Genomic DNA, 26,078 nt, shown 5'->3' with positions numbered 1-26,078 from the left:
CCTCAAGGCGTTCAAGGTAACACAGGTGCTACCGGCGCTACTGGACCTCAAGGTGTTCAAGGTAACACAGGTGCTACCGGTGCTACTGGACCTCAGGGCGTTCAAGGTGACACAGGTGCTACTGGCGCTACTGGACCTCAAGGCGCTCAAGGTAACACGGGTGCTACCGGCGCTACTGGACCTCAAGGCGTTCAAGGTAACACAGGTGCTACTGGACCTCAAGGTGTTCAAGGTAACACGGGTGCTACTGGACCTCAGGGTGCTCAAGGTAACACAGGTGCTACCGGTGCCACTGGACCTCAAGGCGTTCAAGGTAACACGGGTGCTACTGGACCTCAAGGTGCTCAAGGTAACACAGGTGCTACTGGTGCTACCGGCGCTACTGGACCTCAAGGTGTTCAAGGTAACACAGGCGCTACCGGCGCTACTGGACCTCAAGGTGTTCAAGGTAACACAGGTGCTACTGGACCTCAGGGCGTTCAAGGTAACACAGGTGCTACTGGCGCTACTGGACCTCAAGGCGCTCAAGGTAACACGGGTGCTACCGGCGCTACTGGACCTCAAGGCGTTCAAGGTAACACGGGTGCTACTGGACCTCAAGGTGCTCAAGGTAACACAGGTGCTACTGGTGCTACCGGCGCTACTGGACCTCAAGGTGTTCAAGGTAACACAGGCGCTACCGGACCTCAAGGCATTCAAGGACCAACGGGTGCTACCGGCGCTACTGGTATAGGAGTTACTGGACCTACTGGACCTTCTGGTGGACCTACCGGACCTACTGGGCCAACTGGACCTAGCTTCCCTATAGCAACAATTGTTGTAACAAACAATATTCAGCAAACAGTACTGCAATTTAATAACTTTATTTTTAGTACTGCAATTAACGTAAACAATATTATCTTCAACGGCACAGATACAGTTACTGTTATTAACGGTGGTATTTATGTAATTAGCGTATCCATTTCTACAACTGCGCCAGGATGCGCTCCACTCGGAGTAGGAATTTCAATTAATGGAGCAGTCGCAACTGATAATTTCTCTTCAAATTTAATAGGCGACTCACTTTCATTTACTACAATCGAAACATTAGCAGCTGGTGCAAGAATTTCTGTTCAATCTACTCTTAATGAGATTACGATCCCTGCGACAGGAAATACTAACATCCGCCTTACTGTATTTAGAATCGCTTAAATTTCATCATATATTGTTTATGACAAATAAAAAAAGAGCGAGGAAACTCGCTCTTTTTTTGTTATGTACAATAATTCATTACTATTCTAATTCAATTGAAACATTTTTTTGTGGTACAAATGTAGAAATTGCATGTTTATAAATAAGCTGTTGCTTACCTTCTGTTTCCAGCAGGACTGTAAAATTATCAAATCCTTTAATTAGTCCACGAAGCTGGAAACCATTTAATAAGTACAGCGTAACAAACGTATTTTCTTTACGGAGTTGATTTAAAAACTGATCTTGAATATTGATTGATTGCTTCATGTCGAATCCTCCTCTTTTTCTCTACTTACTATTATTCGACTTTACTTGTAACTTTCCTTCTATGTATCGTAAAATTTCTGACGTTTTTTCACCGTCTGTAACATCAAACCACGTGACATCCATTTTATTACGGAACCACGTTAATTGACGCTTTGCATAACGACGCGAATTCGTCTTTAATTGTGATACCGCATCTTCTAAAGGGGCTCGATTCTCAAAATAATCATAGATTTCTTTATATCCAATCGCTTGAATAGATTGACAATCTCGTATCCCTCTATTATACAGACCTTCTACTTCCTCTAATAGGCCTTGTTCCATCATCAAATCCACTCGTAAGTTAATGCGATCGTATAGCATTTCTCGATCCATTGTCAAGCCAATTAATGAAACATCATAGAGTAACTCTTTTTCTTGTTTCTCAATTTGGTCACTCATTTTTTCACCCGTCGTGTGGAAAATTTCTAACGCCCGAATGACACGTCGTACATTATTTGCATGAATACGCTCCGCACTTTCCGGATCTACTTCTTGCAATTTTTTATGTACATATTCCACACCGCGTTCTAAAGCTAACTTTTCCATTTGCTCTCGGTATATCACATCACCAGCATCATCTGTAAACTGATAATCGAATAAAACAGATTGTATATAAAGACCGGTCCCACCAACTATAATTGGTAATTTACCACGTTCTGTAATTTCTCGAATATGTTTGCGAACACGTTCTTGAAATTCCGCGACAGAAAATGAATCTTCCGGATTTTTTATATCGACCATATAATGTGGAATTCCGTCCATCTCTGCTTGTGTTACCTTTGCAGTTCCAATATCCATCGTTCGATAGATTTGCATGGAATCACCACTAATAATTTCACCGTTCAACGCTTTGGCAAGATCGATACTTAACTTCGTCTTTCCAACAGCTGTTGGTCCAATGATGACAGCAACTTTTTCACGTTGCACTTCTCCCATAGCATTCAACTCTCTTTATGTAATATACTCCATCTATTGATTATACCCAATCTTACCAATTTTAACGTCATGATTGCAAGTTCTTTCATTTCGGTACATGAAATTACATATAAAAAAGAACATAGTTTGTCCAATTCTGCATATACATGATAAAAATAGTTTCGAGAGGATGAGTTAACTATGAAACAATCCACCATCAATTTTTCATCTTTGACAAAAGACCTCATTTTAGCTACTTCTACAAAAGAACAAAATTGTTCACAAGAGGAATTATACTTCGCCCTAAATTGTTTACTACGGGCTTTTCATTCTACTCTCCATGAAACAACATCACATCCAGAAAATAAAAATACAGAATATATACAAACACAATTTTGCAGTGCATATAAAATTATTACAGGTAAAACTATTTATCCCTTTCAATAATCCATAAAAAGCGGCTGCTTACATAATTTCAAGCAACCGCTTTTTATATTAATATCGATAACCTATTGTATAACTTTCACTTTTACAGATTTGCGCCCCCAGCTATTAGCACTACCATCTGAACCAACTAATACATCAATACGATTTCCTTTAATCGCACCACCAGTGTCTCCAGCAATCGCTTCTCCATATCCTTCTACCCATACTTTTGATCCAAGCGGAATTACTTTCGGATCAACAGCAATTACTTTCATATTTGGATTTGCTGTTAAATCATGCCCCATTGCAGTTAATACACGACCACCATACGAACCATTCTCACTCGGATCTGCTGTATATGCCGTCGCTTCTACTGTAATTTCACGACCACCAGTAGGCGCACTTGTTTCAGTAGATTTCGCAACTGGTTTTGCAGCCGGCTTTTCTTTTACCACAGGTTTACTTGATTCTACATTCTTAATAGAATCGTTACTCTTAACAGACTCTTTATTCTTAACTGCTGTATTATTTTTAACCGGCGCTTCTTCTTGAGCTACAACCTCTTTCTTTTCAATTACAGGTGCCGTTCCTGTTAAAAATGGCACGTGAACATATCCGACTTTTCCATTGTAGTCGAATTGTAACCATTCATTTTGAACTTGATTCGTCGTTTCAATCACATCATTTTTATTAAGTTTACCTAAAATTTCAGAATCAGTATTCGCTCCAGCACGAACATTTAATACGCCCGCCGTTACATAATATGTGCTCTTTGTAAAATCAGCACTTACAAACGCTTCCTTACCGTTTAACTTAATTTTTGTCCATCCATTCTCTGTATTTATAACATCTAGTGTATTCCCACTTAACACTTTACCTACAAGCTTTGACTCTACATTTGGGTTTTCTCTAACATTTAATACGTCTGTTGTTACAATTGTTTCCGCTTTAGCAGAACCCGCAAAAATTCCAAGACCAAAAACTGCTGCTGTTGCTATACTTAATAATTTTTTCATGAATAGCCTCCATTTGCTTTGTTTTCGTATTTTCATTATAGCAACAGATTTTTAGAATTTTTAGAAATCATACAATTACAAAGCATTCGTAATATACAATTAACGAGTTGTAACATAAATTTCCATATTAATAAAATGTATTTCTCATACAATCTCCAGTGGTTTTCATATATTTTTCATATACGAGCACAAGAACTTTTTTCCAGAAAAAATTACAGTGTTACTTTTTTGTTACAAAAAATTCACAATTCGTTACATCTTTTACCAAAAAACATCAATATTCCATTGTTAACTTATTTTTTTGTAATAAAAAGAGAGCAGCTACTAAAAGCTACTCTCTTTTTATTTGTTATTGAACTTTCTTTTTCCAAACACCTAGCATAATAGCCGAGACAATTGTTCCAATTAATATAGAGAAAATATATAGTAACGGTTTATTTACTAACGCTATTACAAATAATCCACCATGCGGTGCCGGTAATGTAATTTGGAATAACATAGATAACGCACCTGCAATACTAGAACCAACAACACAACTTACGATTACTCGAACCGGATCTGCAGCTGCAAACGGAATCGCACCTTCTGTAATGAACGATGCCCCCATAATATAATTTGTTAAACCAGATTTACGTTCCGCTTCTGTAAACTTTGATTTAAAGAATGTAGTTGCGAATGCAATCGCAAGTGGCGGTACCATACCACCAGCCATAACTGCTGAGTGCACTCCAAAATTCTGTGCTTCTATTGCAGCAATACCAAACGTAAATGCCGCTTTATTAATTGGACCACCCATATCAATTGCCATCATACCACCTAAAATAAGACCTAGTAATATAGCATTCGTACCATTTAAACCATTTAACCACCCTGTCAACATTTCATTTAATGCTACTACAGGCGGAATTACTACTTTTTGCATTACAACTCCTGTAATCAATAATCCAAAGACTGGATATAACAAAACAGGTTTAATTCCTTCTAATTGTACTGGTAGTCCTGAAAATAATCTTTTTAACCCTAAAACAACATATCCAGCTAAGAAACCAGCAATTAATCCACCTAAAAATCCAGCATTCGCATTCGCCGCTAAAAATCCACCTACAACACCAGGCATAAAACCAGGACGATCAGCAATAGAGCTTGCAATAAATCCAGCTAAAATTGGTACAAGGAATAAAAATGCACCTGTTTTTCCTCCACCAATTGACATGAACAATTCAGCTAAAGGACCTTCCGCCTTTATACCACCAAACGAAAATGCTAGCGCTATTAAAATCCCGCCACCAACAACGAATGGAAGCATATTACTTACACCGCTCATTAAATGCTTATAAATTCCTAATCCTTTTTCTCTCTCAATACTTTCTGTTTTCCCATCCTCTTTTACACCTTTAAAGATTGGTGCATCTTGTTTGACAGCTCGTTTAAGCAGATTTTCCGTTTTTCTAATCCCATCAGCAACTGGCACTTGAATGACATGTTTACCAGCAAAACGATTCATTTCTACTTGTTTATCTGCCGCAACAATAATAGCTGTTGCACGTTCAATATCCTCTTTCGTTAAACCGTTTTTAATACCTGTTGATCCGTTCGTTTCAACTTTAATCGCTATTCCTAACTCTGTCGCTTTTGCTTTTAAGCTATCCGCCGCCATATATGTGTGAGCGATTCCAGTTGGGCAAGCTGTAACAGCAAGTACGTACGGTTCATTTCCTTCTGGTTTTGCGAATTCAATCTCTTCTTCTTTTTCATTCTCTTTTTCATCAAATAGTTGAAGAAGCTCACTTTCATCCTTCGCTTCTAATAGTTGCTTGCGAAACCCTTCATCCATTAATAATGTCGATAAACGAGACAACGTTTCTAAATGAGTATTATTCGCTCCTTCACTTGCAGCAATCATAAAGAATAAGTGTGCCGGTTGTCCATCAAGCGACTCATAATTGATACCGCTTACACTTCTACCAAAACAAATCGATGGTTGTTTAACAGCCTTTGTCTTCGCATGAGGTATTGCAATACCTTCCCCTATTCCAGTCGTACTTTGGGACTCCCGCTTTAAAATAGCTTCTTTAAATTCCGTTTTACTATTTAAACGATTTGCCCCGTTTAATTTCTCAACTAATTCATCTATGACAGCTTCTTTATTTGAAGCTGTCAAATCCATAATGACTGTATCCCTTTTTAATAGTTCTGTAATTTTCATATGTTGCTTCCCCCTATCGCTTAGCTACAATTACTTGCGACAATAATTCTTCTACTTTTTCCTTCTTACATAAATCAGCTGAAAATGCTGTTGCACTCCCTGTTGCAACGCCGTATTGAAATGCCTTTTCAATATCTTTTGTCTGTTCATATTTGCCTACAAACCCTGCAACAAGAGAATCTCCGGCCCCAACTGAATTAATTACAACACCTTTTGGAACAGTCGCTTCATATATACCTTCTGCCGTAAATAATAAAGCTCCCTCTCCAGCCATCGATACGATAACGTGTTTTACACCTTGTTCAATTAATTTTCTTCCATAAGGTAAAACGTCCTCTACTGTTGAAAGCTCCACTCCAAACAACTCACCAAGTTCATGATGGTTTGGCTTAATTAAAAATGGCTTATTTTTAATTACATGTTGCAGTGCACTTCCACTTGCATCTACTACTACACGAATACCTTTTTCAGCTCCAAACGCAGCAATTGATTCGTAAAAAGTACTTGGAATAGAGATCGGTACACTCCCAGCGAGTACAACACAATCTCCAGGTTGCATACTCTCAATTTTTTTCATTAACTGTTCGAACTGCTCTTTTGTTACAATAGGACCTTGGCCATTTAATTCTGTTTCTTCTTTCCCTTTTATTTTCACATTAATGCGAGTATCTTCATCTACTTGGACGAAGTTTGTTGTTACACCTTCGTCATGTAATAACTCTTTAATAAATTGACCAGTAAATCCACCAGTAAATCCAAGTGCTATATTTTTAACACCTAAACGCTGAAGAACACGAGAAACATTAATTCCTTTTCCTCCAGGAAACTTCATATCTTTCTCCGCTCGATTTATTGTTCCTAAATCAAAAGAAGGAACTTGCACTACATAATCAATAGATGGGTTTAAAGTAACTGTATAGATCATTGTTTATCAGCCTCAATTACATTGGTTTGTTTTTTATATTTTTCTAAATCAATTTCTAAATGGTTTGTAATAATATTTGCATCTTCAACATTTGCAATTTTCGCAAACGCAACTTCTGAAAACTTACTTTCATCAATTAAGAAATATCCTTCGTTTGCTAATGTTAGTGCCATTTGTTTTAGGAGCGCTTCTTCTGGATCTGGCGTTGTAAAGCCAAGCTGTTCATGTACACCATTTGCACCTAAAAAACATTTATCAAAGCGATACTTCTGCATACTTTCCTGTGCCATAGCACCGATTAAAGCTTTCGTCCTACTCTTCATCATTCCGCCTAGTAAATACGCACGAATATTATTTTCAACTAAAGCTTCAATATGCATAAGTCCATTCGTAACGACAGTAACATCTTTATTGATTAAAAATGGAATCATTTCAAATGTTGTACTCCCTGCATCTAAATAAATACAATCACCTTGTTCAACAACGCTAGCCGCATAATTAGCAATTTGTTGTTTTATTTGAATGTTTTTGGATGATTTTTCAACCATCGTTGGTTCTTGCCCTTTTCCTGTTAAAACAGCGGCACCACCATGAACTCTTTTTAATAACCTTTGCTTTTCCAATTGTGCTAAATCACGGCGAATTGTCGACTCAGAGCTTTCTGTTCTTTCAACTAATTGCTGTAATTTTACAACTTTCTGTTCTTTTACAAGTTGCAATATCATTTGATGACGTTCAGGAGTTAACATTTTATTCACCTCTTCTTTGATTACAGTATAATGAAAACGGTCACAAAAATCAACCATAAACAATCAAAAATAATCACAAACATTCATAAACGTTTATAAAAAGCAAAAAAAGAAACCTATTCGATCAAACAATCAAATAGGTTTCTTTTCTAAATTCACTTATAAAGAAGCTTTATATATACTTAGAACATCATCTTTATTTAATTTTTTAAAGTTACCAAATTCACCATACGCCATCGCTTTATTAGCCATTATATCAATTTCATTTTCTCCAATACCGTAATCAGCTAATGTTGCTGGCGCTTCAATCGAAGTCCAAAATTGACGCAGTGCCTCAATTCCTTCTAACGCCACTTCTTTATCTGTTTTTCCATCTGTTTCTATTTCAAATACACGAATAGCGAACTGTTTAAAACGACTTACATTTTCATCTACGACATGCTTCATCCAGTTAGGGAATAGAATTGCTAAGCCGCCTCCATGCGGTATATCATGAACAGCAGAAACTGCATGTTCAATATTATGAGTTGCCCAGTCACCTCTTACTCCCATCGCTAAAATACCATTTAACGCCATCGTTCCGCAATATAAAATTGTTTCCCTATGCTCATAATTTTCTAAATCACTTAAAAGCTTGGGAGCTGTCTCCATTACTGTTTTTAAAACAGATTCACAATAACGATCTTGTAGTTCTGTATTCGTTCCATGATGGAAATATTGTTCTAATACATGTGACATAATATCTACCATACCATAAATCGTTTGATCTCTCGGCACAGATGCAGTATGAACTGGATCTAAAATTGAAAACTGCGGGAATGTAACTGAGCTTCCCCATCCATACTTTTCATTCGTTTCCCAATTTGTAATTACCGAGCCTGCATTCATTTCAGAACCTGTCGCAGCAAGAGTAAGTACAGTACCAAATGGTAATGCCTCACTAGCAAATGCTTTTTTCGTTACAATATCCCATACATCTCCATCATATTTACTACCAGCAGCAATCGCTTTCGTACAGTCGATTACACTTCCTCCACCAACTGCTAAAATAAATTCGACTCCATTATCTTTACAAATTTGAATCCCTTTCTTTACAGTTGATACACGAGGATTCGGTTCAACACCCGTCAATTCAAATACTTCTGCATTAATATCCTTTAAAATAGAAATCACATTATCATAAATACCGTTTCTTTTAATACTGCCTCCTCCATATACGAGAAGAACCTTCTTACCAAACTGTGGAATTTCAGTTTTTAACTGTTCTAATTGATCTTTACCGAAAATAAGTTTCATTGGATTACGAAATACAAAATTTTGCATATTTCTTTACCATCCCTTCTATTTGAAAAGCAACTATACTTTTGTATACCATATTTTTTTCATTTCACAAAAAGATTTGCTTAACAAAAAAGCCCCAGCCTAAAGGCTGAGACTTTTATTGATAATAAGGTGAGATCATTAAGTACACAATAACACCAGATAAACTTACATATAACCAAATTGGCATTGTCCAACGTACAATTTTACGGTGACGTGTTAATTGATTTGTAAAACCAAATACAAGTGCAAACAATGCAAGTGGTACGATAATTGCTGCTAGGATAATATGTGTAATTAAAATGATGAAATACACATATTTAATGAATCCTTCTCCTCCAAAATGTGTTGCCGGTGCTAAGTAATGATACGATAAATACGACACACAAAATAGTAAAGTTGTCATAAATGCTGCAAGGATGAAACCACGATGCATTTTCACATTCTTTTTAATAATAGAGAATAACGCTGCTAATAAAAATACGAACGTAAAGCTATTAAAAATCGCGTTTAACATTGGTAAAATCGTTACATCAAAATGTACTTCTCCTTCATAGCCAACAGGTCCAAAGAACAAAAATAAAATAATCGCATTTACAATTACAGAAAGCGTTATCACAATAGGAGCATAGCTTTTCTGATTTGTTGATTGATCCACCAAAATGGTCACTCCCTCTTCCTTCAAGTATGTATACGTAACCTCACTATTTTAACATATTATTCACAGTGTAAATGTGACAATAGTTTGACACAGCAAGACAAAACAAAGAAAAAAATCCTTCTTAATAAAACTTCTTAAGAAGGATTTTATCGCTTTATTATTCAAATAGCAACGCGATTAATTTTTGTTAAAAAATGTATCGCTATATGCTTGAAAAATTTCAGACACTTGATATCCCATTAATGAAATTGCTGTTAATGAAAAGAAACCAATCATAAGAAATCGAAACCACATATAAATCTCCTCCTTGTATTTAGCTTAAAAAACGTTAGCTACCTTACAAGTTGCGTGGCACTCTTCATCATCACTTTCCTTCTTCTTTACAATTGCTGTAATAAATCGAATCATAAAGAAAACTACAAAAGGAAATTGTTCGTAATTCACATTGGCATAGTTTAGCAACGGCTCGCGCTGCACATCGAACGGAGATGAGAAGGAATAGAACATACCTTGCTCTTCCATATATACAATTACAATTTTCATGCAAAATACTATTCCTAGAAACGAAACAATATCTTGCCATTCTGTCGTATATAACAGGTTATACAGCTCTAATACGTACTCTTCCATCATCATCCCCCCTTCCTTTTTTACCATTTTGCTCGCCTTCGTATAAAAAGTCAAGAAAAAAGTTTATATCCACTATGACAATAGTAATTACTTGTTTCTATGATTATATATGATTCTTTTATAGCAATGACTGGGTGTAACTCTCTTCGAAAATAAGAAAATTAGAATCGAACAGATTCCTCATTCTTACTTTTAGGATTCAAAACTGTGCTATTTTTATTTCTATTAAAAATAAAATAAGAAAGTATGATAAGAACTGTAACAAACATTGTTAAAAGTGCTTGTGAACGTAAAGTATCAATTGCGAACATCGCAACTAAAACTGCTATAATAGCAGCAATTGTAACATACGTAACATACGGAAAAAGCCACATTTTCACTTTCAAATTTTGTTGTTCTACTTTCCCCATTTTTTTACGCATCTTTAAATGAGAAACTGCAATAACGAGATAAACTAGTAACGCAATCCCGCCAGATGCATTCACTAAAAACAAAAAGACTTTATCTGGAGAAATATAACTAAACACAACTCCAATATAAGCGAAGAAAGTTCCAAATAAAACGGCTCGAACAGGAACACCACTACTGTTCAATTTTAAAAATGACTTTGGCGCATCTCCTCTTTCTGCCATTGAAAAAAGCATTCTTGAATTTGTATATAATCCTGAATTTAAGCAAGAAAGTACAGCTGTTAAAACGATAAAATTCATAATTTGTGCTGCCGCTGGTATTCCTATATGTTCAAGTACAGCTACAAATGGACTTTTTAATATGTTTGCTGAATTCCATGGCAGTAGTGTAACAACTACCGCTATAGACCCAATAAAAAATACAAGAATACGCCAAATCACACTGTTTGTTGCTGTTTTTACTGCTTTTACAGGTTCTGCAGATTCACCAGCCGCTACTGCTACAATCTCTGATCCCATAAATGAAAATATAACAACAGTAATTCCAAGCAATACCGAACTTATACCGTTTGGCATAAATCCACCTTGTCCAATTAAATTCGAAGTGCCGGGTGCTTCTGTTCCTGGAACAAATCCTAAAATAACAGCAAGACCTAAGCAAAGGAACAAAACAATACTTATTACTTTAATAAAAGAAAACCAATATTCAAACTCTCCAAATGATTTCACCGAAAAAACGTTCGTCAGCGTTAATAAAATTGTTAATATTAAACTTAATAACCAAAGCGGTATTTGTGGAATCCAATATTGGATAATACCAGCACCTGCTGTGGCTTCTATTGCAATAACAATTACCCAGAAAAACCAGTATAACCAGCCTATTGTATAACCCGCCCATGGACCAATTGCTTCTCTTGCATACGTTGCAAATGAACCACTTGTCGGATTTACAGCTGCCATTTCTCCTAGCATTCTCATGACGAAAATGACTAGAAGTCCTGCTAATGCATATGAAACGATAGAACCAGGTCCTGCCGAATGTACAACGGCACCACTTCCAACAAACAAACCAGCCCCTATTACGCCGCCAATTGAGATCATTGTAATGTGGCGTATTTTGAGATCTTTCTTTAGATTTTTATCCAAATCTTGTACATCCCCTTCCAAACTAAATTTTAAAATTTATGTAAGAGTACTGTGCGAAAGATTTTGTCCTATACTTTAAAATATATCAAAATATTCTGAATTTAACAATTACAATTCAATCTCCTTCAAAGATTATTACATTAGGTTTAATACTTTCCCATACACAATTGTTGAGAAAATTATAGTCCTCTTACAAAAGAAAGAATTTTCAGATATTATTAAATAAACAAGATTATACATCTAGACAACTTTTTGTATAGGAGTGTTGATATGTTAAACAAGTTCAAATTTTTTTGTTGTATTTTAGTACTGTTCTTACTACTACCGCTATCCCCTTTCCAAACACAAGCAGCAAACAATTTAGGTTCAAAATTACTCGTTGGATACTGGCATAACTTTGATAACGGTACTGGCATTATTAAATTAAAAGACGTTTCACCAAAATGGGATGTAATCAATGTATCTTTTGGTGAAACTGGTGGTGATCGTTCCACTGTTGAATTTTCTCCTGTGTATGGTACAGATGCAGACTTCAAATCAGATATTTCTTATTTAAAAAGTAAAGGAAAGAAAGTAGTTCTTTCAATAGGAGGACAAAATGGAGTCGTTTTACTTCCTGACAATGCCGCTAAGCAACGTTTTATTAATTCCATACAATCTCTAATCGATAAATACGGTTTTGATGGAATAGATATTGACCTTGAATCAGGTATTTACTTAAACGGAAATGACATTAATTTCAAAAACCCAACTACTCCCCAAATCGTAAATCTTATATCAGCTATTCGAACAATCTCAGATCATTATGGTCCAGATTTTCTATTAAGCATGGCTCCTGAAACAGCTTATGTTCAAGGCGGTTATAGCGCATACGGAAGTATCTGGGGTGCATATTTACCAATTATTTACGGAGTGAAAGATAAACTAACATACATTCACGTTCAACACTACAACGCTGGCAGCGGGGTTGGAATGGACGGTAATAACTACAATCAAGGTACTGCAGACTACGAAGTCGCTATGGCAGATATGCTCTTACATGGTTTTCCTGTAGGTGGTAATCCAAATAACATTTTCCCAGCTCTTCGCTCAGATCAAGTTATGATTGGGCTTCCAGCAGCACCAGCGGCCGCTCCAAGTGGTGGATACATTTCGCCAACTGAAATGAAAAAAGCTTTAAATTATATCATTAAAGGAGTTCCGTTCGGAGGAAAGTATAAACTTTCTAACCAGAGTGGCTATCCTGCATTCCGCGGCCTAATGTCTTGGTCTATTAATTGGGATGCAAAAAACAACTTTGAATTCTCTAATAATTACAGAACATATTTTGATACTCTTCCCTTGCAAAAATAATAAAAAACAACAATAGGTTATAGGTCCTATTGTTGTTTTTTATTTATGAAAATTACTTTGTCACATCTAAAGTTTTAAGAAACTGTTTTCCATCGACCTACATCGCACGTTCCTTGGAATCATATTGTTAAATATTCTAGTTACTATTTTGCTTCAACACAAAAACTGAAAGTTCAGGTACACTCCAAAATCTAACAGGCATTCGGGTTGTCCCAATACCTCGATTTACATATAAATATAACAGCTTACTCTTCCCCTCTACTTCATACATACCTTCAACATAGCTCTCAGCTAGTTTGGTAGTAATTAATGGACCTACGAAAGGAATTTGGACTTGTCCTCCGTGACTATGTCCTGACAGTTGAAGATCCACTGGGTAACGATTTATTTTGGTTACAACATCCGGCTCATGTACTAATAACATGTTGAAATCATCTTGTTTCAAGTTTTTTAAAGTTGAATCTATTTGCGGCTTCCCTAATAGAAAATCATCCAAACCTGATATTGTAATATATTTGCCGTTTTCCACTTTAATTTTCTGCACTTCATTTACTAATACAGAAAAACCAGCTTCCTCCATATATTTTTTGTAAAATAAACTACCGCCCCCGCCCCTATCATGATTCCCAAACACAGCATATTTCCCTAAGGGAGCGTAAATTTTCTGCAAAATAGCCTTCGCTGCTTCTCTTTCCGCACTATAAGACCCAAATTTATCTATTAAATCTCCGGTAAAAACTACTATATCTGGATGTAATTCATTCATCTTCTCCACTAAATGTTCAAGTTGTTTCAGTGTAAACTCTGGTCCTAAATGTACATCTGAAAACTGCAATATTTTTTTATTATTAAACTCTTTAGGAATTGTAGAAGCTTCTATTTCATTCCACGTAACGGTTACTAGTTTTCGTTCTATTTCTGTCGCATAATAATACAAACTTACTGGTATCATTAATATACTTATAAAACTAATAATAAATATCTTTACGATTGATTTTTTTCGTTCTTTTTTTACATGATTCGTATTCATGTTTTCACCTCTAGAAACACTTTAAATCCTTATTGTTACATTCATGTGACAATATGAACAATGTTATCAATATGTAATTTCCTCTCTATTCACTTTGACAATTTTATACAGAAGTCATAACATATTTTTATAATACATAGATTTTTGAAATTTTTTCTATTCATTCCATCATTTTATTACGGAGGGATTATTCATGTCTGTATTTACACCAGAAGAAATTACGGAACTTGCTGCGAATTCAGGAAGAAAAAAAGCTCATTTATCATTGCTCCCTATGCTAATTCTTGGTTTTTTTGGTGGCGCTTTTATCGCATTAGGGTATTTACTCGATATTCATGTTATTGGGACAATGCCAAAATATTGGGGATCATTTTCTAGTTTTCTAGGCGCTGCTGTATTCCCTGTTGGTCTCATTCTCGTTATTCTTGCAGGCGGTGAACTAGTAACTGGTAACATGATGACAGTTTCTATGGCCTGGCTCCAAAAGAAAATTACTTTATTTTATTTCATACGAAATTTAGTTATTGTTACATTTAGCAATTTCATAGGAGCTGTATTCGTAGCCTATTTTTTCGGTCATATCGTCGGCTTAACTGAAGGAGCTTTTTTAGCGAAAACTATTTCTATCGCTCAAGCGAAACTACAAGATACACCATTGCAAGCATTTATTTCTGCAATCGGATGTAATTGGCTCGTTTGTTTAGCTGTTTGGCTCAGTATGGGAAGTAAAGAATTTACCGGAAAGATTATCGGTATTTGGTTCCCAGTTATGACTTTTGTTGCGATTGGATTTCAACACGTTGTAGCAAATATGTTTGTCATCCCAGCCGCAATTTTTGCCGGTCATTTCACTTGGGCTGAATATTTTCCAAACTTTATTTTTGTTTTCTTTGGAAATTTAGTAGGAGGTATGTTATTTGTAGCACTACCTTACTTCATATCTTATAATAAGAAACTACCTTCTTATCAAGAGAAGACTGAAATGAAGAACAAATCTCTGTCCGCTTAAATGGAATGTCTATAAAATGTCCTAAAAAATATTACAAATTTCATTTTTTTTGCGAATATATGTACGTACACTTGTTCTCGAATGTTTTATACGTTATAATAACAACTTAAATAGCATTATTTACATATGAGGTGAAAAACATGAACAAAACAGAATTAATTAAAAACGTAGCACAAAATGCTGAGATTTCTCAAAAAGAAGCTACTGTAGTTGTACAAACTGTAGTAGAATCAATCACTAACACTTTAGCTGCTGGTGAAAAAGTACAACTTATCGGATTCGGTACATTCGAAGTTCGTGAAAGAGCTGCTCGTACAGGCCGTAACCCACAAACTGGTGAAGAAATGCAAATCGCAGCTTCTAAAGTACCTGCTTTCAAAGCTGGTAAAGAACTAAAAGAAGCTGTAAAATAATGAAAAATATCCTTCTCATTTATGAGAAGGATATTTTTTTCATAACATAATTAATAAAAATCTGACCATTATGCTGTTTCTTTTGTTCCTTTATGCAAATAAAACCTTTACTTTCAAAGAAAGGTTTTGCTGTAATACTCGCTTCTGTATAGATTTCCCTATGCCCTAGGTTCACTGCTTCTTTTTCTAACTTCTGTAATATGGATGAGGCTATCCTTTTCCCCTGATAATATTTATGTGTAAATAAACGATCTACGTAATGATCCTCATTATAATCTCCAAATCCGACTATCACACCGTTATGATCCGCTACATAACTAATATTCTTTTCTAAAGACTTTAACCAGCTTTCTCTATCTAGTCGATCTGGTGCCCATGCTTGTAGCTGTAACTCATTATAATCTTTTGCATTAACCGTATGAACTGTTTCATAGAACAATTGTAATACTTGATTTAAATCTTCTTTCTGAAATGTTCTAATTATAATATCTTTTAACATATATAAGTCTCCTTACCAAACTACCTCTTAACTTTTCTACTATATACGATTCCATAATTCTTCTTTATTATATCGTTTTAATTTCTATACGAACAAAAAAACAATACTTATTCAAAGTATTGTTTTTTTGTTCTATTCAATTACTTAATGTAGCTTTTTAAGATTTTAATTTAACTCTTTGTAATCGTAATGCATTTAATACAACGGATACAGAACTAAATGCCATCGCTGCTCCAGCAACCCAAGGGGCTAAGAAACCTAATGCCGCAATTGGAATTCCTAACGCGTTATAAGCTAATGCCCAAAATAAATTTTGTTTAATATTTCTTATCGTCATTTTACTCATAAAGATCGCATCAGCAATACTATTTAAATCACCGCGGATTAACGTTATATCCGCTGCTTCCATCGCTACATCCGTTCCCGTTCCAATTGCCATACCAATGTTCGCTGTAGCAAGAGCAGGAGCATCATTTATCCCGTCTCCAACCATCGCTACTTTCTTACCATTTGCTTGCAGTTTTTTCACTTCTTCTGCTTTTCCTTCTGGCAATACTTCTGCAATTACGTGATCAATACCAACTTGCTTTGCAATTGCCTGAGCAGTTTGTGTATTATCCCCTGTAATCATCACAACGTCTAGACCCATTTTTTTCAGTCTTGCGATAGCTGCTTTTGAAGTATCTTTCACAGTATCTGCAACGGCAACTATACCAGCATATTCTTTATCGATTGCAATAAGCATTGCTGTTTTTCCTTCTCGTTCTAGCTCTTCCATTGATTTTGAAACTTCTTCAATATCAATATTGAATTTCTTCATTAATCGACGTGTGCCAATTAATAATTGTTTTCCTTCTACGACTGATTCGATACCAAATCCAGGAATCGCTTCAAACGTTTCTGAACTTGGAATATCAATTTTCTTTTCTCTAATTCCTTCCACAATCGCTTCTGCAAGTGGGTGTTCAGAATTTTTTTCTGCCGCACCTACTAAACGTAGTATTTCTTCTTCATGGAATCCATCTGCTACAATTATATCTGCTAACACAGGCTTTCCGTTTGTCACAGTACCTGTTTTATCTAGAATAACTGTATCTAATCGGTGCGTTGCTTCTAAATGCTCTCCACCTTTAAATAAAATACCATACTCAGCCGATCTTCCTGATCCTGCCATAATAGATGTAGGCGTTGCAAGACCTAATGCACATGGACAAGCGATAACAAGTACTGCTATCATTTTCTCAAGTGCTCCGCCAAAATCACCAGGTGTAACAAATATCATCCATACTGCAAATGTGATAATCGCAATCACAACTACAACCGGTACAAAAATACCTGAAATTTGATCCGCTACCCTTTGAATAGGAGCTTTTGAACCTTGTGCCTCTTCTACTACTTTAATGATTTGAGCTAATGCAGTATCTCTGCCTACTTTAGTTGCTTTCACTTTTAAAAAACCATTTTTATTTATTGTCGAACCTATTACTACATCCCCAATTGACTTATCAACAGGAATACTTTCACCCGTTAACATCGATTCATCAATCGCTGATTTTCCTTCTACAATCTCACCATCTACTGGTATTTTTTCACCAGGCTTTACATAGACGATATCACCAGCTACTACTTCTTCAATCAAAATTTTTATTTCTGTTCCATCTCGCACAACTGTAGCTGTCTTCGCTTGTAAACCCATCAATTTTTTAATTGCTTCTGATGAGCGCCCTTTTGCTTTCGCTTCAAATAATTTACCTAAAATAATTAATGTAATAAGTACCGCACTCGTTTCAAAATATAAATCTGTCATATGTTCCGAAGAACCAATAGATTGAATACTTAAATATACACTATAGAAATACGCGGCCGACGTTCCAAGTGCCACGAGAACATCCATATTAGCACTTTTATTGCGTAACGCTTTATAAGCCCCAACATAAAACTGTCCACCAATGATAAATTGAACAGGAGTTGCAAGTGCTAGTTGCACCCAAGGGTTCATTAACATATCTGGTAAATAAATAAATGACGTAAATGAGAAATGACTAACCATTGCCCATAATAATGGGAAAGATAAAATAAACGAAATAATAAACTTCTTCTTTTGTCTTTCAATTTCTTGTAATCGATGATCAGTTGATGCATCTTGATCATCTGGTTTCACTTCTAATTTATATCCTAGCTTCGTAATCGCGCTCTTCATTTCATTTACATTAACTTCATCAGGGTTAAAGTCTACTGTGGCTGATTCTAAAGCAAAATTTACTGTCGCCTTGTTCACACCATCTAACTTATTTAAACGCTTTTCAACTCTATTTGCACATGCTGCACATGTCATTCCTGAAACAGTAAATTCAGCTTTATCACTTACAATTCCATATCCTAATAATTCAACTTTTTCTTTAAATTGTTGCGGATTTGTTTTAGTTGGATCGTACATTATTTTTGTTTTTTCAAGCGCAAAATTTACATTTGCCTCATGAACACCTTCTACTTTTTTTAGACCTTTTTCAATTCTATTTGCACATGCCGCACATGTCATTCCTGATATTTGAAGATTGGCCTCTTTTTTTTCATTCATGTCTCTCACCTCTATATACCCTTATGAGGTATAATTATTAGCAAAATAAATCGTACTTCATTTAAAGTACGATTTATTTCCATATCTAAAAATAATTATTGAACATCGTATCCTTGATCTTCGATTACAGCAACGATATCTTTTAATGTTACAGCAGACGAGTCGATAGTAACTTCAACAGTTCCTTCTGCTAATTGAACCTTCACTTGTTCAACACCGTTTAGCTCTTTCACGCTGCTTTCGATAGCATTTACACAATGTCCACAAGACATACCTTCAACTTGTAATGTTAACTGTTCCATTTAAAATCCTCCTCTTGTTTATTCATTGTTTGTTAATCACAATTACATCTTACCATACCCCCCTAAGGTAATCAATGGTTTTGTATCATGATTTTTCAATTATTTTCTAAAAGTTTATTTTACACACACTTTTTCACTACAATACACCCAAATCCAATATGAGGGTAAACAAAAAAACAAGCCAGTTAAATACTAGCTTGTTTTTACGCTTTTGAAAAACGTTCAAATACTGTCATTAATTCTTCAATTGCTTCGTCACCATTTCCATTTTTAATAGCTCCTGAAACACAATGACTCGTATGATTTTTGAGAACGCCCATTCCTACTTTTTTCATCGCTGCATTAATCGCTGAAATTTGCACTAAAATATCTACGCAATAACGATCATTTTCAATCATGTTTTGAATACCGCGGACCTGTCCTTCAATTCTCTTTAATCTATTTATAATCTGTTCTTTTTCTTTTTCTGATCTATGTGTTACTGCTTCATGCTCTTTATGATCCATATTATCACCTTCTTAAAGTTTCTCTTCATCCAATAAAATAATTGTTTTTTATGAGTATACCAATTATAGCATTAAATATCTACGCATGATACCCCATAAGAGTATATTTTCACTTTATGATTATTCTTAACAACTCATTAGCTTCTTAATCTCAATTTTCAGTATACCCTTTCCTTTTTGTCAAAAAATCATTATATCTCTCATCAAAATTCAATAAAGTGAAACAAGAATAAGCGGGGATTACCCGCCCCCGCTTATTCTTCGTCTATAATGTTTTAATTTTAATTTTCAGATATTTAACCCTAGAATTTTTCTTTCCATATATAATTATTGCTGATCACATACTTTTGTATCATTCACTACTGAAGTTCCTTCAACGGTTACCGTATGAAAACAATCATTCACTCGAACTGTCACAACATTATCTTGCCGATCAATGATATGATATTCATTAAAATTTTTATTCAGAGCAATGCGAATTTGTTCTCCTTCATAAATTGGGATGCCATGCGATAGAACCCAAATAAGTCCAGCGATAGCAAGAATTGTTTTCATACGATCTACCTCCTTGGGAATATAGTGAACTTTTAATCCATACTTTTTCAGCTCTACGAATCCTGATTGTAATAAACCAAGCCTTTTGGAAATAAGTTCATTTCGTCTATTTTATGTTTATGCTAATTGTGACCGAATTGTGACAACTTTTTGTCTCTTTAGACGAAAAGTTGAAACAAAACTTTCAAAAAGGACAATTCTACATATTAAAAAGGTTATGGAATGTCTCATCCATAACCTTTTTAAGCTCAATTCTACAACTCATCCACCATACTTCATGTGATCTTTGTAGACTTGTTTTATTTTCATTCAGTGGCATCAAAGCAAAACTTCGAAAATACTTCCCACACAAGTTCATTTCTGCTACTTACCCCAGTCTTTTCAAAAATGGATTTTAAATGATCTTGTACCGTGTATATAGATATACAAAATTCTTGGGCTAATTCCTTTGTCGACATACCTGTAAGAATTTTACGTATTACTTGCTTCTCACGCATTGTAAAACTATAAGTTTCCATAATAAGTGGAAAAATCTCTTCCGGTCTTGCTCTTTCGAATAGAACAATATAACCATCTTGAAAACTACTTGTATGTTCTAACTTACTAGCCCGAATGATTAAAAAATGGCCATAGGCTAAAGGTAGACAAACTTTTTCTTCTCTATTCATACACCCTACATTATACTCGTTAGCCTTTACTTTTGAACAAACTGCACGTATTGGTCTTGGTATTTCTTTTATATTTAACTGTTCATACTTTCTAAGATTTGAAAGCCACTCGCTGCCATCTTGATTCCAATATAATACATTAAATTCCTCACTTACTATAATCGTGCCTGTGCCTATCACCTTCTCTTCTGAAAAAGGTATAGGAACTGCCTTCTTTAAAGCCTCTCCAGCAATTGGGACTATCGTTGCTAAGTACTTACAATCATCGATATGAAACGCGGGACTTGTACTTCCTCGAAATAAACTAAGATGGCCATAACATTTTCCCTTACTCATACAAACGCCCCTTAATTCATCTCCAAAATTTGCTGGTTTTAAAATATTTCGGTATCTCGAACTTTTCTTTTGTTCACCATTTGTCGCCATACTTAGAGAAGCAACATGAGGAGAGTGTTCTGTTAAACATTTAAATTTATTAAAATCATCTTCTAAAAATTCATTCATAAACAATTGTGGATGAATCTTTTCAACACTCTCATCGGTAAATGCCCCAGTAGATAAAAAAGAAATCGGGTCTATAGTTGTAAAACAAGCGGCGTCAAATTCAATGACTTTACGTATCAAGTGGAGAAATGAATCTTGAAATGACCTTATAGAACTTATATGATTCGCCACCATTGTAATTTCTTTCATTGTTTTTTCATGCATCCTCTTCCCCCCAGATTTACGGGATTGTTCCCCTTCATAATTTCATTTCATAATAAACCTATAAAACACATACTTAGGAGGTTTAAAATGAATTGGAATGATACTACCGTAAATTCATATGAACAAAGAATTCCATGTAAAATCCCAGGCTACTACCACTTATATGAAATGATGAATCATTTCTTGTTTACTACACTCCCTAAAGAAAATATCAATCCCAATTTGCTAGTTATAGGTGCTGGTGGCGGACAAGAAATTCTCTCAATAGGCAAACAAAATAGTAATTTATATTTTACAGGTGTCGATCCATCTGAAAGCATGCTACAGTTAGCTAAAAAAAGAATTAACAACGAAGGCATACAAAATCATGTTCATCTTGTACATGGAACTATCCACACATTATTACCAAATCAGTTATTTGACGCTGCCACCTGTATGCTTGTCCTGCACTTCATTCCAACTAATAAGGAGAAAAAAGAACTTATTAATGACATCAGTAGTCGCCTAAAGCCTGGTGCGCCATTCTTTCTCTCTTCAATAAATGGTGTGCCCCATACGAGTATGTTTTCTACACAATTACATGCTTGGCGCAACCATATGATGCAAAATCAAATTCCATTAGAAGATTGGGACCGATTTGAAAATTCTTTTGAAACAGAAATATTCCCTATTTCCGAAGCTAATTTATTAACTATCATGAAGGAATGTGACTTTACTCAAATGACTCGCTTTTTCACTAGTTTTTTAATTGATGGATACATTGCCTTTAAACAATAAGGAAAAAAGGTAAGCAATTGCTTACCTTTTTTCCTATACGTAACTAATAAACCTCAATCCTTTACTTAAAGACGTCGGCACAACAGATGCATGATTCTCCCCTTCAGCTTCATAAAACTTAAATTTAAGTTTATCGTGGTTTACTTGGAGAAGGCGCTCTGATAATTCATTTGCACCTACAACCATATGCTCTCGTTCAAGTGATCCAACTGTAAGGAACACTCCTGTTTCAAACTTAGCATTGTTTAATTCAATTATAAGGTTCTCTTCTTTTTCAAGAACGGATTTATTATTCCACCATATAGATGGACTACTAATAAAATAATTTTGAAAAGCATTCAAGTTTGTAAATAGTATATGCAAAGCGAATAGGCCACCTAAAGAATGCCCAAATAACGTTTGCTTACTTTTATCAATCTCAAAATTCTTTTCAATTTGTGGTTTCAGTTCTTCTTCAATAAAAGTAAAGAAATTATGTGCTCCTCCTGTTTTAGGCCACGGTTTACCGTCTGGTTTTAAAGGGGCATCTTTTGAAATTACGCTAGGCGTAAAATCATAGCACCTTTCTTCCCCTGAAAATGCGCCTTCAATCGGATAACCCACTCCAACTATAACAGCTGGTGAAACACCAGTTTTTTCCGCTCTTACTGATTGTATTTTAACTGCTTCATGAAATGTTTGAAAAAAGGCATTGCCATCTAATACGTAAATGACAGGATATCCTGAATCCGGTGCTGGTTGCCTCGGCTTTGAAATATGAATTTGATATTCCTTACCTTCTAATTTTGAATACATTTTCCACTGCTCTGTATTAGATGTTATAATCTGCTGTTTTTCAATTGTAGTATTCACCCTATCCCCCCCTTTTAACTTGTTACATATATTTCAATTTTTTCTTCTTGAGATACAACGCTATCATAACCGAAACAAACAGGAGCCCCGTTATACGGATCAATCATGACACGTGCATCAATATGAAATACTTCTTTTAACACTTCATTTGTAATGATTTCTTCTGGGCTACCAGTTGTAACAATTTCTCCTTCCTTCATTGCAATAATTTCATCTGAAAACCTTGCTGCATGGTTAATATCATGTAATACCATAACAACCGTACAATTATGTTCTTTATTTAACTTCTCCACAATTTGTAATACATCTAATTGATGAGACATATCAAGGTATGTAGTTGGCTCATCTAATAGCAACACTTCTGTCTCTTGTGCTAATGCCATCGCTAGCCATACCTTTTGTCTTTGACCACCTGATAAATTTGCAATTTGTCTCGTTCGAAATTCAGAAGTTTTCGTTATATCTAATGCCCAATCAATCATTTCTTTATCTTTTGTTGTTAACTTATTTACGTTATTTCGATGTGGATAGCGTCCATAAGAAATTAATTCTTCCACTTTAAGCTCACCTGGTGCAATTGGAGTTTGCGGGAGTAAAGCTAACTGCTTCGCAATTTCTTTCGTTGGAATTGTATGTAAATCCTGTCCTTGCAAATATACTTTACCGCTTTTTTGTTTTAAAATTCTTCCCATTGTTTTTAACAATGTCGATTTACCGCAACCGTTTGGACCTATAATTGTCGTTACTTTTCCTTCTTGTATTTCCACATTTAAATCGCGAAACACTGTAAGCTTTTCATAACTTGTTTCTAAATTTTTTGCACTTAAAATACTCACTTTTATTCCTCCTCTTACGCTTTCGCCTTATAAAGTAAATATAAGAAATACGGTACACCGACAATAGAAATAACGATTCCAACTGGTAGCTCTACAGGTGTAAAAACTGTTTTCGCAATAAAGTCTGAAGCAATTACAAGAAACATTCCGATTACGCCGCACGTAGGAATTATATACTTATGTTGAATACCGACAAGCCTTTTCGCTATATGCGGTGCCATTAAGCCAATAAAACCGATACTCCCTGAAACAGCAACACATGCGCTCACAAGCCCGATACTACTTAATAGTAAAATCGATTTCTCTCTTTCTACTGAAACACCTAAACTTGTAATACTCGTTTCTTCCAATTGAAATAAATCTAATAAATAAGCTTTCTTTTGTATAAACGGAATTAAGATAATAAGCCATGGTAACATAGCCACAATATACTTCCAGTTCGCACTATATATGCTTCCAGACACCCACACTGCGGCCATTTCAAAATCAGTTGACTTCATTTTGAGTGATAAGTACATAGAAAAGGCTCCAAATCCTGATCCAATTGCAATCCCTGTTAATAAAAGTCGCTGCGAATCTAATTTACTGTTTTTCCAAGAAAACAGATAAATGATGATAGCTGCACCTAATCCGCCTACTAAACCAAACATTGGCATCATCATAATAGAAACCCAGTCTGTGCTTTTTAATTGCCCTTGAAAGAAAAACATAAAAATGACAATCGCTGTTCCTGCTCCGGCATTTACGCCTAAAATACCTGGGTCCGCCAACCCATTTCTCGTAATCCCTTGAATAACGGCACCCGCAACACCAAGGCCTAATCCTACTAATCCAGCAATTACGATGCGCGGAAGGCGAAACTCAAAAATAACTAAATCATGTTCTGGTACTGGATCAATTCTAAACAGTGTTTTAAATACATCTGTAATCGTAATATCGAACGTACCATTTGTTAAACTAATATAAATAGCACATAGTATTAAAAATATAATAATCCCCATCGTCATTCCGAAACGTTGACTTGAACCTTTAGGCATGTCGCTCTCCTCCTCTAGTACGGATTAAATAAAGGAAGAAAGGAATTCCAATTAAAGAGGTAACGACTCCAATAGGTGTTTCAAATGGATAGTTTACAAATCTACTCAAAACGTCACATAACGCTAAGAAAACGCCACCAATAACACCTGCACATGGCAAAATCCACTTATAATCTACCCCAATTATAAAGCGGGTAATGTGCGGAATAATTAAACCTACAAAACCAACTTTCCCCACTAAAGCAACTGCTGTTCCTGTTAAGAAAATTACCGATAAAATTGCCATCGCTTTAACTAGTTTTGTACGTTGCCCTAAATTAATAGAAACCTCTTCGCCTAATGAAAGAATGGTAATAGATTTTGATATTAACAGTGCTAAAATTATTCCAATTATCCCAAACGGTATCGTGATTTTAATGATATTAGGATCTACTTGATCTAACTTTGCATTAAACCAAAAACTAACATTTTGAGAAATTTGGAAATACGAAGCCATTGCAGCCGATACACTACTTAAAAATGTTCCAATAACTGTTCCTATAATCGCTAACCTAACTGGTGATAAGCCATTTTGAAGGAGCGAACCAAAACCAAACACGATACCGGCTCCTAGTGCAGAACCAATCATTGAACATAAAACCATACCAATTGATGACATTCCCGGAAGAAAAATCATGCTAAGTGTAATAACAAAGGCAGCGCCATCCGTCACACCCATAATAGAAGGGGATGCAAGATAGTTTCTTGTCATCCCCTGCATAAGTGCTCCTGATATGGCTAGAAATGCTCCGACTAAAAGAGCTGCAACTACCCTTGGTAAACGTGAAGTAATAATAATATTATGATTTACATCGCTTGAATCAAAATGAAATAATGCGTTCCACACTGTTTCAGCGTCAATACTTTTTGCCCCATACAAAATCGAAAGTATAACTGTAAATAAGATGAGTATGGGTGCTATACATAATATAGTTACTGGTACTGCATTTGTTTTCTGCATATCATTCAACGCACC

General features: G+C 35.4%; 27 protein-coding genes. 6 read left to right on the top strand and 21 right to left on the bottom strand.

Annotation, left to right across the window (positions count from 1 at the left end; all coding sequences use genetic code 11):
• Positions 1-1,191: Gly-Xaa-Xaa repeat protein (locus MRP26_RS08315; protein WP_242806102.1), on the top strand; the 1,191-nt coding region annotated here is incomplete at its 5' end.
• 81 nt (positions 1,192-1,272) lie between these two features.
• Here MRP26_RS08315 and hfq read toward each other — a convergent pair.
• Both hfq and miaA read right to left on the bottom strand, forming a co-directional pair.
• Positions 1,273-1,497, bottom strand: a complete 225-nt coding sequence (gene hfq, locus MRP26_RS08310; protein WP_000813896.1) for an RNA chaperone Hfq — start codon at positions 1,495-1,497, stop codon at positions 1,273-1,275.
• Positions 1,498-1,518: 21 nt separating this feature from the next.
• Positions 1,519-2,472: a tRNA (adenosine(37)-N6)-dimethylallyltransferase MiaA gene (miaA, locus tag MRP26_RS08305; RefSeq protein WP_000504953.1), complete on the bottom strand. Its 954-nt coding sequence runs from the start codon at positions 2,470-2,472 to the stop codon at positions 1,519-1,521.
• A 180-nt stretch (positions 2,473-2,652) separates the two neighbouring features.
• Here miaA and MRP26_RS08300 point away from each other — a divergent pair, with 180 nt between their 5' ends.
• Positions 2,653-2,898 (top strand): hypothetical protein, encoded by a 246-nt coding sequence (locus MRP26_RS08300; RefSeq protein ID WP_000814431.1) that lies wholly within the window; start codon positions 2,653-2,655, stop codon positions 2,896-2,898.
• A 62-nt stretch (positions 2,899-2,960) separates the two neighbouring features.
• On the opposite strand, the gene entD is transcribed toward MRP26_RS08300, so the two are convergent.
• The 8 genes from entD to gabP all read right to left on the bottom strand — a co-directional run bounded on the left by entD (position 2,961) and on the right by gabP (position 11,940).
• Positions 2,961-3,893, bottom strand: a complete 933-nt coding sequence (gene entD, locus MRP26_RS08295) for a cell wall-binding protein EntD (RefSeq protein ID WP_023522798.1) — start codon at positions 3,891-3,893, stop codon at positions 2,961-2,963.
• 349 nt (positions 3,894-4,242) lie between these two features.
• Entirely contained in the window at positions 4,243-6,099 is a 1,857-nt protein-coding gene (locus MRP26_RS08290) for a PTS fructose transporter subunit IIABC (protein WP_053563795.1), read from the bottom strand.
• Positions 6,100-6,112: 13 nt separating this feature from the next.
• Entirely contained in the window at positions 6,113-7,024 is a 912-nt protein-coding gene (gene pfkB / locus MRP26_RS08285; protein ID WP_242806101.1) for a 1-phosphofructokinase, read from the bottom strand.
• Positions 7,021-7,773 carry a DeoR/GlpR family DNA-binding transcription regulator gene (locus MRP26_RS08280; protein WP_000957288.1) on the bottom strand — a complete coding sequence of 251 codons (753 nt, stop codon included), beginning with the start codon at positions 7,771-7,773 and terminating at the stop codon, positions 7,021-7,023. Before MRP26_RS08280 ends, pfkB begins: the two co-directional genes overlap by 4 nt.
• 159 nt (positions 7,774-7,932) lie before the next feature.
• A complete protein-coding gene (locus MRP26_RS08275) occupies positions 7,933-9,096 on the bottom strand; it encodes an iron-containing alcohol dehydrogenase (protein ID WP_242806100.1) in 1,164 nt (387 codons plus the stop codon).
• Between the two features lie 115 nt (positions 9,097-9,211).
• On the bottom strand, positions 9,212-9,754 hold the full coding sequence (locus tag MRP26_RS08270) for a DUF420 domain-containing protein (protein ID WP_242806099.1): 543 nt from the start codon (positions 9,752-9,754) through the stop codon (positions 9,212-9,214).
• Positions 9,755-10,072: 318 nt separating this feature from the next.
• Entirely contained in the window at positions 10,073-10,411 is a 339-nt protein-coding gene (locus MRP26_RS08265; protein ID WP_003271231.1) for a hypothetical protein, read from the bottom strand.
• Between the two features lie 134 nt (positions 10,412-10,545).
• Positions 10,546-11,940, bottom strand: coding sequence for a GABA permease (gene gabP, locus MRP26_RS08260; RefSeq protein ID WP_000360113.1), 1,395 nt, complete (start codon positions 11,938-11,940; stop codon positions 10,546-10,548).
• 270 nt (positions 11,941-12,210) lie between these two features.
• On the opposite strand from gabP, the gene MRP26_RS08255 reads away from it, so the two are divergent.
• Positions 12,211-13,293, top strand: a complete 1,083-nt coding sequence (locus MRP26_RS08255) for a chitinase (RefSeq protein ID WP_053563792.1) — start codon at positions 12,211-12,213, stop codon at positions 13,291-13,293.
• Positions 13,294-13,429: 136 nt separating this feature from the next.
• Here the strand turns inward: MRP26_RS08255 and MRP26_RS08250 are convergent, their stop codons facing one another.
• Positions 13,430-14,323, bottom strand: coding sequence for a metallophosphoesterase (locus MRP26_RS08250; RefSeq protein ID WP_075718845.1), 894 nt, complete (start codon positions 14,321-14,323; stop codon positions 13,430-13,432).
• 193 nt (positions 14,324-14,516) lie between these two features.
• On the opposite strand from MRP26_RS08250, the gene MRP26_RS08245 reads away from it, so the two are divergent.
• Together MRP26_RS08245 and MRP26_RS08240 are read left to right on the top strand one after the other, a co-directional pair.
• A complete protein-coding gene (locus MRP26_RS08245) occupies positions 14,517-15,332 on the top strand; it encodes a formate/nitrite transporter family protein (RefSeq protein ID WP_197242662.1) in 816 nt (271 codons plus the stop codon).
• Between the two features lie 140 nt (positions 15,333-15,472).
• Positions 15,473-15,745, top strand: coding sequence for an HU family DNA-binding protein (locus tag MRP26_RS08240; protein WP_001043904.1), 273 nt, complete (start codon positions 15,473-15,475; stop codon positions 15,743-15,745).
• Positions 15,746-15,764: 19 nt separating this feature from the next.
• On the opposite strand, the gene MRP26_RS08235 is transcribed toward MRP26_RS08240, so the two are convergent.
• From MRP26_RS08235 to MRP26_RS08210, 6 genes are all read right to left on the bottom strand, one after another.
• Complete coding sequence (locus MRP26_RS08235; protein WP_000910164.1) at positions 15,765-16,244, bottom strand: GNAT family N-acetyltransferase; 480 nt, start codon at positions 16,242-16,244, stop codon at positions 15,765-15,767.
• Positions 16,245-16,401: 157 nt separating this feature from the next.
• Positions 16,402-18,822 (bottom strand): heavy metal translocating P-type ATPase, encoded by a 2,421-nt coding sequence (locus MRP26_RS08230; RefSeq protein ID WP_197242663.1) that lies wholly within the window; start codon positions 18,820-18,822, stop codon positions 16,402-16,404.
• A gap of 95 nt (positions 18,823-18,917) precedes the next feature.
• Complete coding sequence (copZ, locus tag MRP26_RS08225) at positions 18,918-19,124, bottom strand: copper chaperone CopZ (protein WP_000436973.1); 207 nt, start codon at positions 19,122-19,124, stop codon at positions 18,918-18,920.
• Positions 19,125-19,327: 203 nt separating this feature from the next.
• Positions 19,328-19,630 (bottom strand): metal-sensing transcriptional repressor, encoded by a 303-nt coding sequence (locus tag MRP26_RS08220; protein WP_000349637.1) that lies wholly within the window; start codon positions 19,628-19,630, stop codon positions 19,328-19,330.
• Positions 19,631-19,957: 327 nt separating this feature from the next.
• Complete coding sequence (locus MRP26_RS08215) at positions 19,958-20,185, bottom strand: hypothetical protein (protein WP_078420767.1); 228 nt, start codon at positions 20,183-20,185, stop codon at positions 19,958-19,960.
• Between the two features lie 305 nt (positions 20,186-20,490).
• Complete coding sequence (locus tag MRP26_RS08210; RefSeq protein ID WP_098138529.1) at positions 20,491-21,561, bottom strand: helix-turn-helix transcriptional regulator; 1,071 nt, start codon at positions 21,559-21,561, stop codon at positions 20,491-20,493.
• An 87-nt stretch (positions 21,562-21,648) separates the two neighbouring features.
• Between MRP26_RS08210 and MRP26_RS08205 the strand changes: the two genes are divergently transcribed.
• Positions 21,649-22,338, top strand: coding sequence for a class I SAM-dependent methyltransferase (locus MRP26_RS08205; protein WP_001104345.1), 690 nt, complete (start codon positions 21,649-21,651; stop codon positions 22,336-22,338).
• A gap of 33 nt (positions 22,339-22,371) precedes the next feature.
• Here MRP26_RS08205 and MRP26_RS08200 read toward each other — a convergent pair whose 3' ends face one another.
• From MRP26_RS08200 to MRP26_RS08185, 4 genes are read right to left on the bottom strand one after another with little or no spacing between them, the layout of a single operon-like run.
• A complete protein-coding gene (locus MRP26_RS08200) occupies positions 22,372-23,190 on the bottom strand; it encodes an alpha/beta hydrolase (RefSeq protein ID WP_088025045.1) in 819 nt (272 codons plus the stop codon).
• A gap of 14 nt (positions 23,191-23,204) precedes the next feature.
• Positions 23,205-24,026 carry an ABC transporter ATP-binding protein gene (locus MRP26_RS08195; protein ID WP_000025764.1) on the bottom strand — a complete coding sequence of 274 codons (822 nt, stop codon included), beginning with the start codon at positions 24,024-24,026 and terminating at the stop codon, positions 23,205-23,207.
• Positions 24,027-24,040: 14 nt separating this feature from the next.
• Positions 24,041-25,063, bottom strand: coding sequence for a FecCD family ABC transporter permease (locus MRP26_RS08190; protein ID WP_197242664.1), 1,023 nt, complete (start codon positions 25,061-25,063; stop codon positions 24,041-24,043).
• The gene (locus MRP26_RS08185; RefSeq protein WP_001173064.1) at positions 25,056-26,063 is read right to left on the bottom strand and encodes a FecCD family ABC transporter permease; all 1,008 of its coding nucleotides are present in this window, start codon (positions 26,061-26,063) and stop codon (positions 25,056-25,058) included. The genes MRP26_RS08190 and MRP26_RS08185 overlap by 8 nt, the downstream gene beginning before the upstream one ends.
• Positions 26,064-26,078: the final 15 nt, after the last annotated feature.

The organism is Bacillus sp. CCB-MMP212, assembly GCF_022748145.1.
Lineage (GTDB): Bacteria > Bacillota > Bacilli > Bacillales > Bacillaceae_G > Bacillus_A > Bacillus_A cereus.
The sequence above is the reverse complement of the archived record's forward strand: the minus strand, read 5'-3'. Positions and strand labels throughout refer to the sequence as shown.

Coding starts and splice junctions, on each gene's coding strand:
- hfq (WP_000813896.1), bottom strand. CDS start 1,497: ATGAAGCAATCAATCAATATTCAAGATCAGTTTTTAAATCAACTCCGT.
- miaA (WP_000504953.1), bottom strand. CDS start 2,472: ATGGGAGAAGTGCAACGTGAAAAAGTTGCTGTCATCATTGGACCAACA.
- MRP26_RS08300 (WP_000814431.1), top strand. CDS start 2,653: ATGAAACAATCCACCATCAATTTTTCATCTTTGACAAAAGACCTCATT.
- entD (WP_023522798.1), bottom strand. CDS start 3,893: ATGAAAAAATTATTAAGTATAGCAACAGCAGCAGTTTTTGGTCTTGGA.
- MRP26_RS08290 (WP_053563795.1), bottom strand. CDS start 6,099: ATGAAAATTACAGAACTATTAAAAAGGGATACAGTCATTATGGATTTG.
- pfkB (WP_242806101.1), bottom strand. CDS start 7,024: ATGATCTATACAGTTACTTTAAACCCATCTATTGATTATGTAGTGCAA.
- MRP26_RS08280 (WP_000957288.1), bottom strand. CDS start 7,773: ATGTTAACTCCTGAACGTCATCAAATGATATTGCAACTTGTAAAAGAA.
- MRP26_RS08275 (WP_242806100.1), bottom strand. CDS start 9,096: ATGCAAAATTTTGTATTTCGTAATCCAATGAAACTTATTTTCGGTAAA.
- MRP26_RS08265 (WP_003271231.1), bottom strand. CDS start 10,411: ATGGTAAAAAAGGAAGGGGGGATGATGATGGAAGAGTACGTATTAGAG.
- MRP26_RS08255 (WP_053563792.1), top strand. CDS start 12,211: ATGTTAAACAAGTTCAAATTTTTTTGTTGTATTTTAGTACTGTTCTTA.
- MRP26_RS08250 (WP_075718845.1), bottom strand. CDS start 14,323: ATGAATACGAATCATGTAAAAAAAGAACGAAAAAAATCAATCGTAAAG.
- MRP26_RS08245 (WP_197242662.1), top strand. CDS start 14,517: ATGTCTGTATTTACACCAGAAGAAATTACGGAACTTGCTGCGAATTCA.
- MRP26_RS08240 (WP_001043904.1), top strand. CDS start 15,473: ATGAACAAAACAGAATTAATTAAAAACGTAGCACAAAATGCTGAGATT.
- MRP26_RS08235 (WP_000910164.1), bottom strand. CDS start 16,244: ATGTTAAAAGATATTATAATTAGAACATTTCAGAAAGAAGATTTAAAT.
- MRP26_RS08230 (WP_197242663.1), bottom strand. CDS start 18,822: ATGAATGAAAAAAAAGAGGCCAATCTTCAAATATCAGGAATGACATGT.
- copZ (WP_000436973.1), bottom strand. CDS start 19,124: ATGGAACAGTTAACATTACAAGTTGAAGGTATGTCTTGTGGACATTGT.
- MRP26_RS08220 (WP_000349637.1), bottom strand. CDS start 19,630: ATGGATCATAAAGAGCATGAAGCAGTAACACATAGATCAGAAAAAGAA.
- MRP26_RS08215 (WP_078420767.1), bottom strand. CDS start 20,185: ATGAAAACAATTCTTGCTATCGCTGGACTTATTTGGGTTCTATCGCAT.
- MRP26_RS08210 (WP_098138529.1), bottom strand. CDS start 21,561: ATGCATGAAAAAACAATGAAAGAAATTACAATGGTGGCGAATCATATA.
- MRP26_RS08205 (WP_001104345.1), top strand. CDS start 21,649: ATGAATTGGAATGATACTACCGTAAATTCATATGAACAAAGAATTCCA.
- MRP26_RS08190 (WP_197242664.1), bottom strand. CDS start 25,063: ATGCCTAAAGGTTCAAGTCAACGTTTCGGAATGACGATGGGGATTATT.
- MRP26_RS08185 (WP_001173064.1), bottom strand. CDS start 26,063: ATGCAGAAAACAAATGCAGTACCAGTAACTATATTATGTATAGCACCC.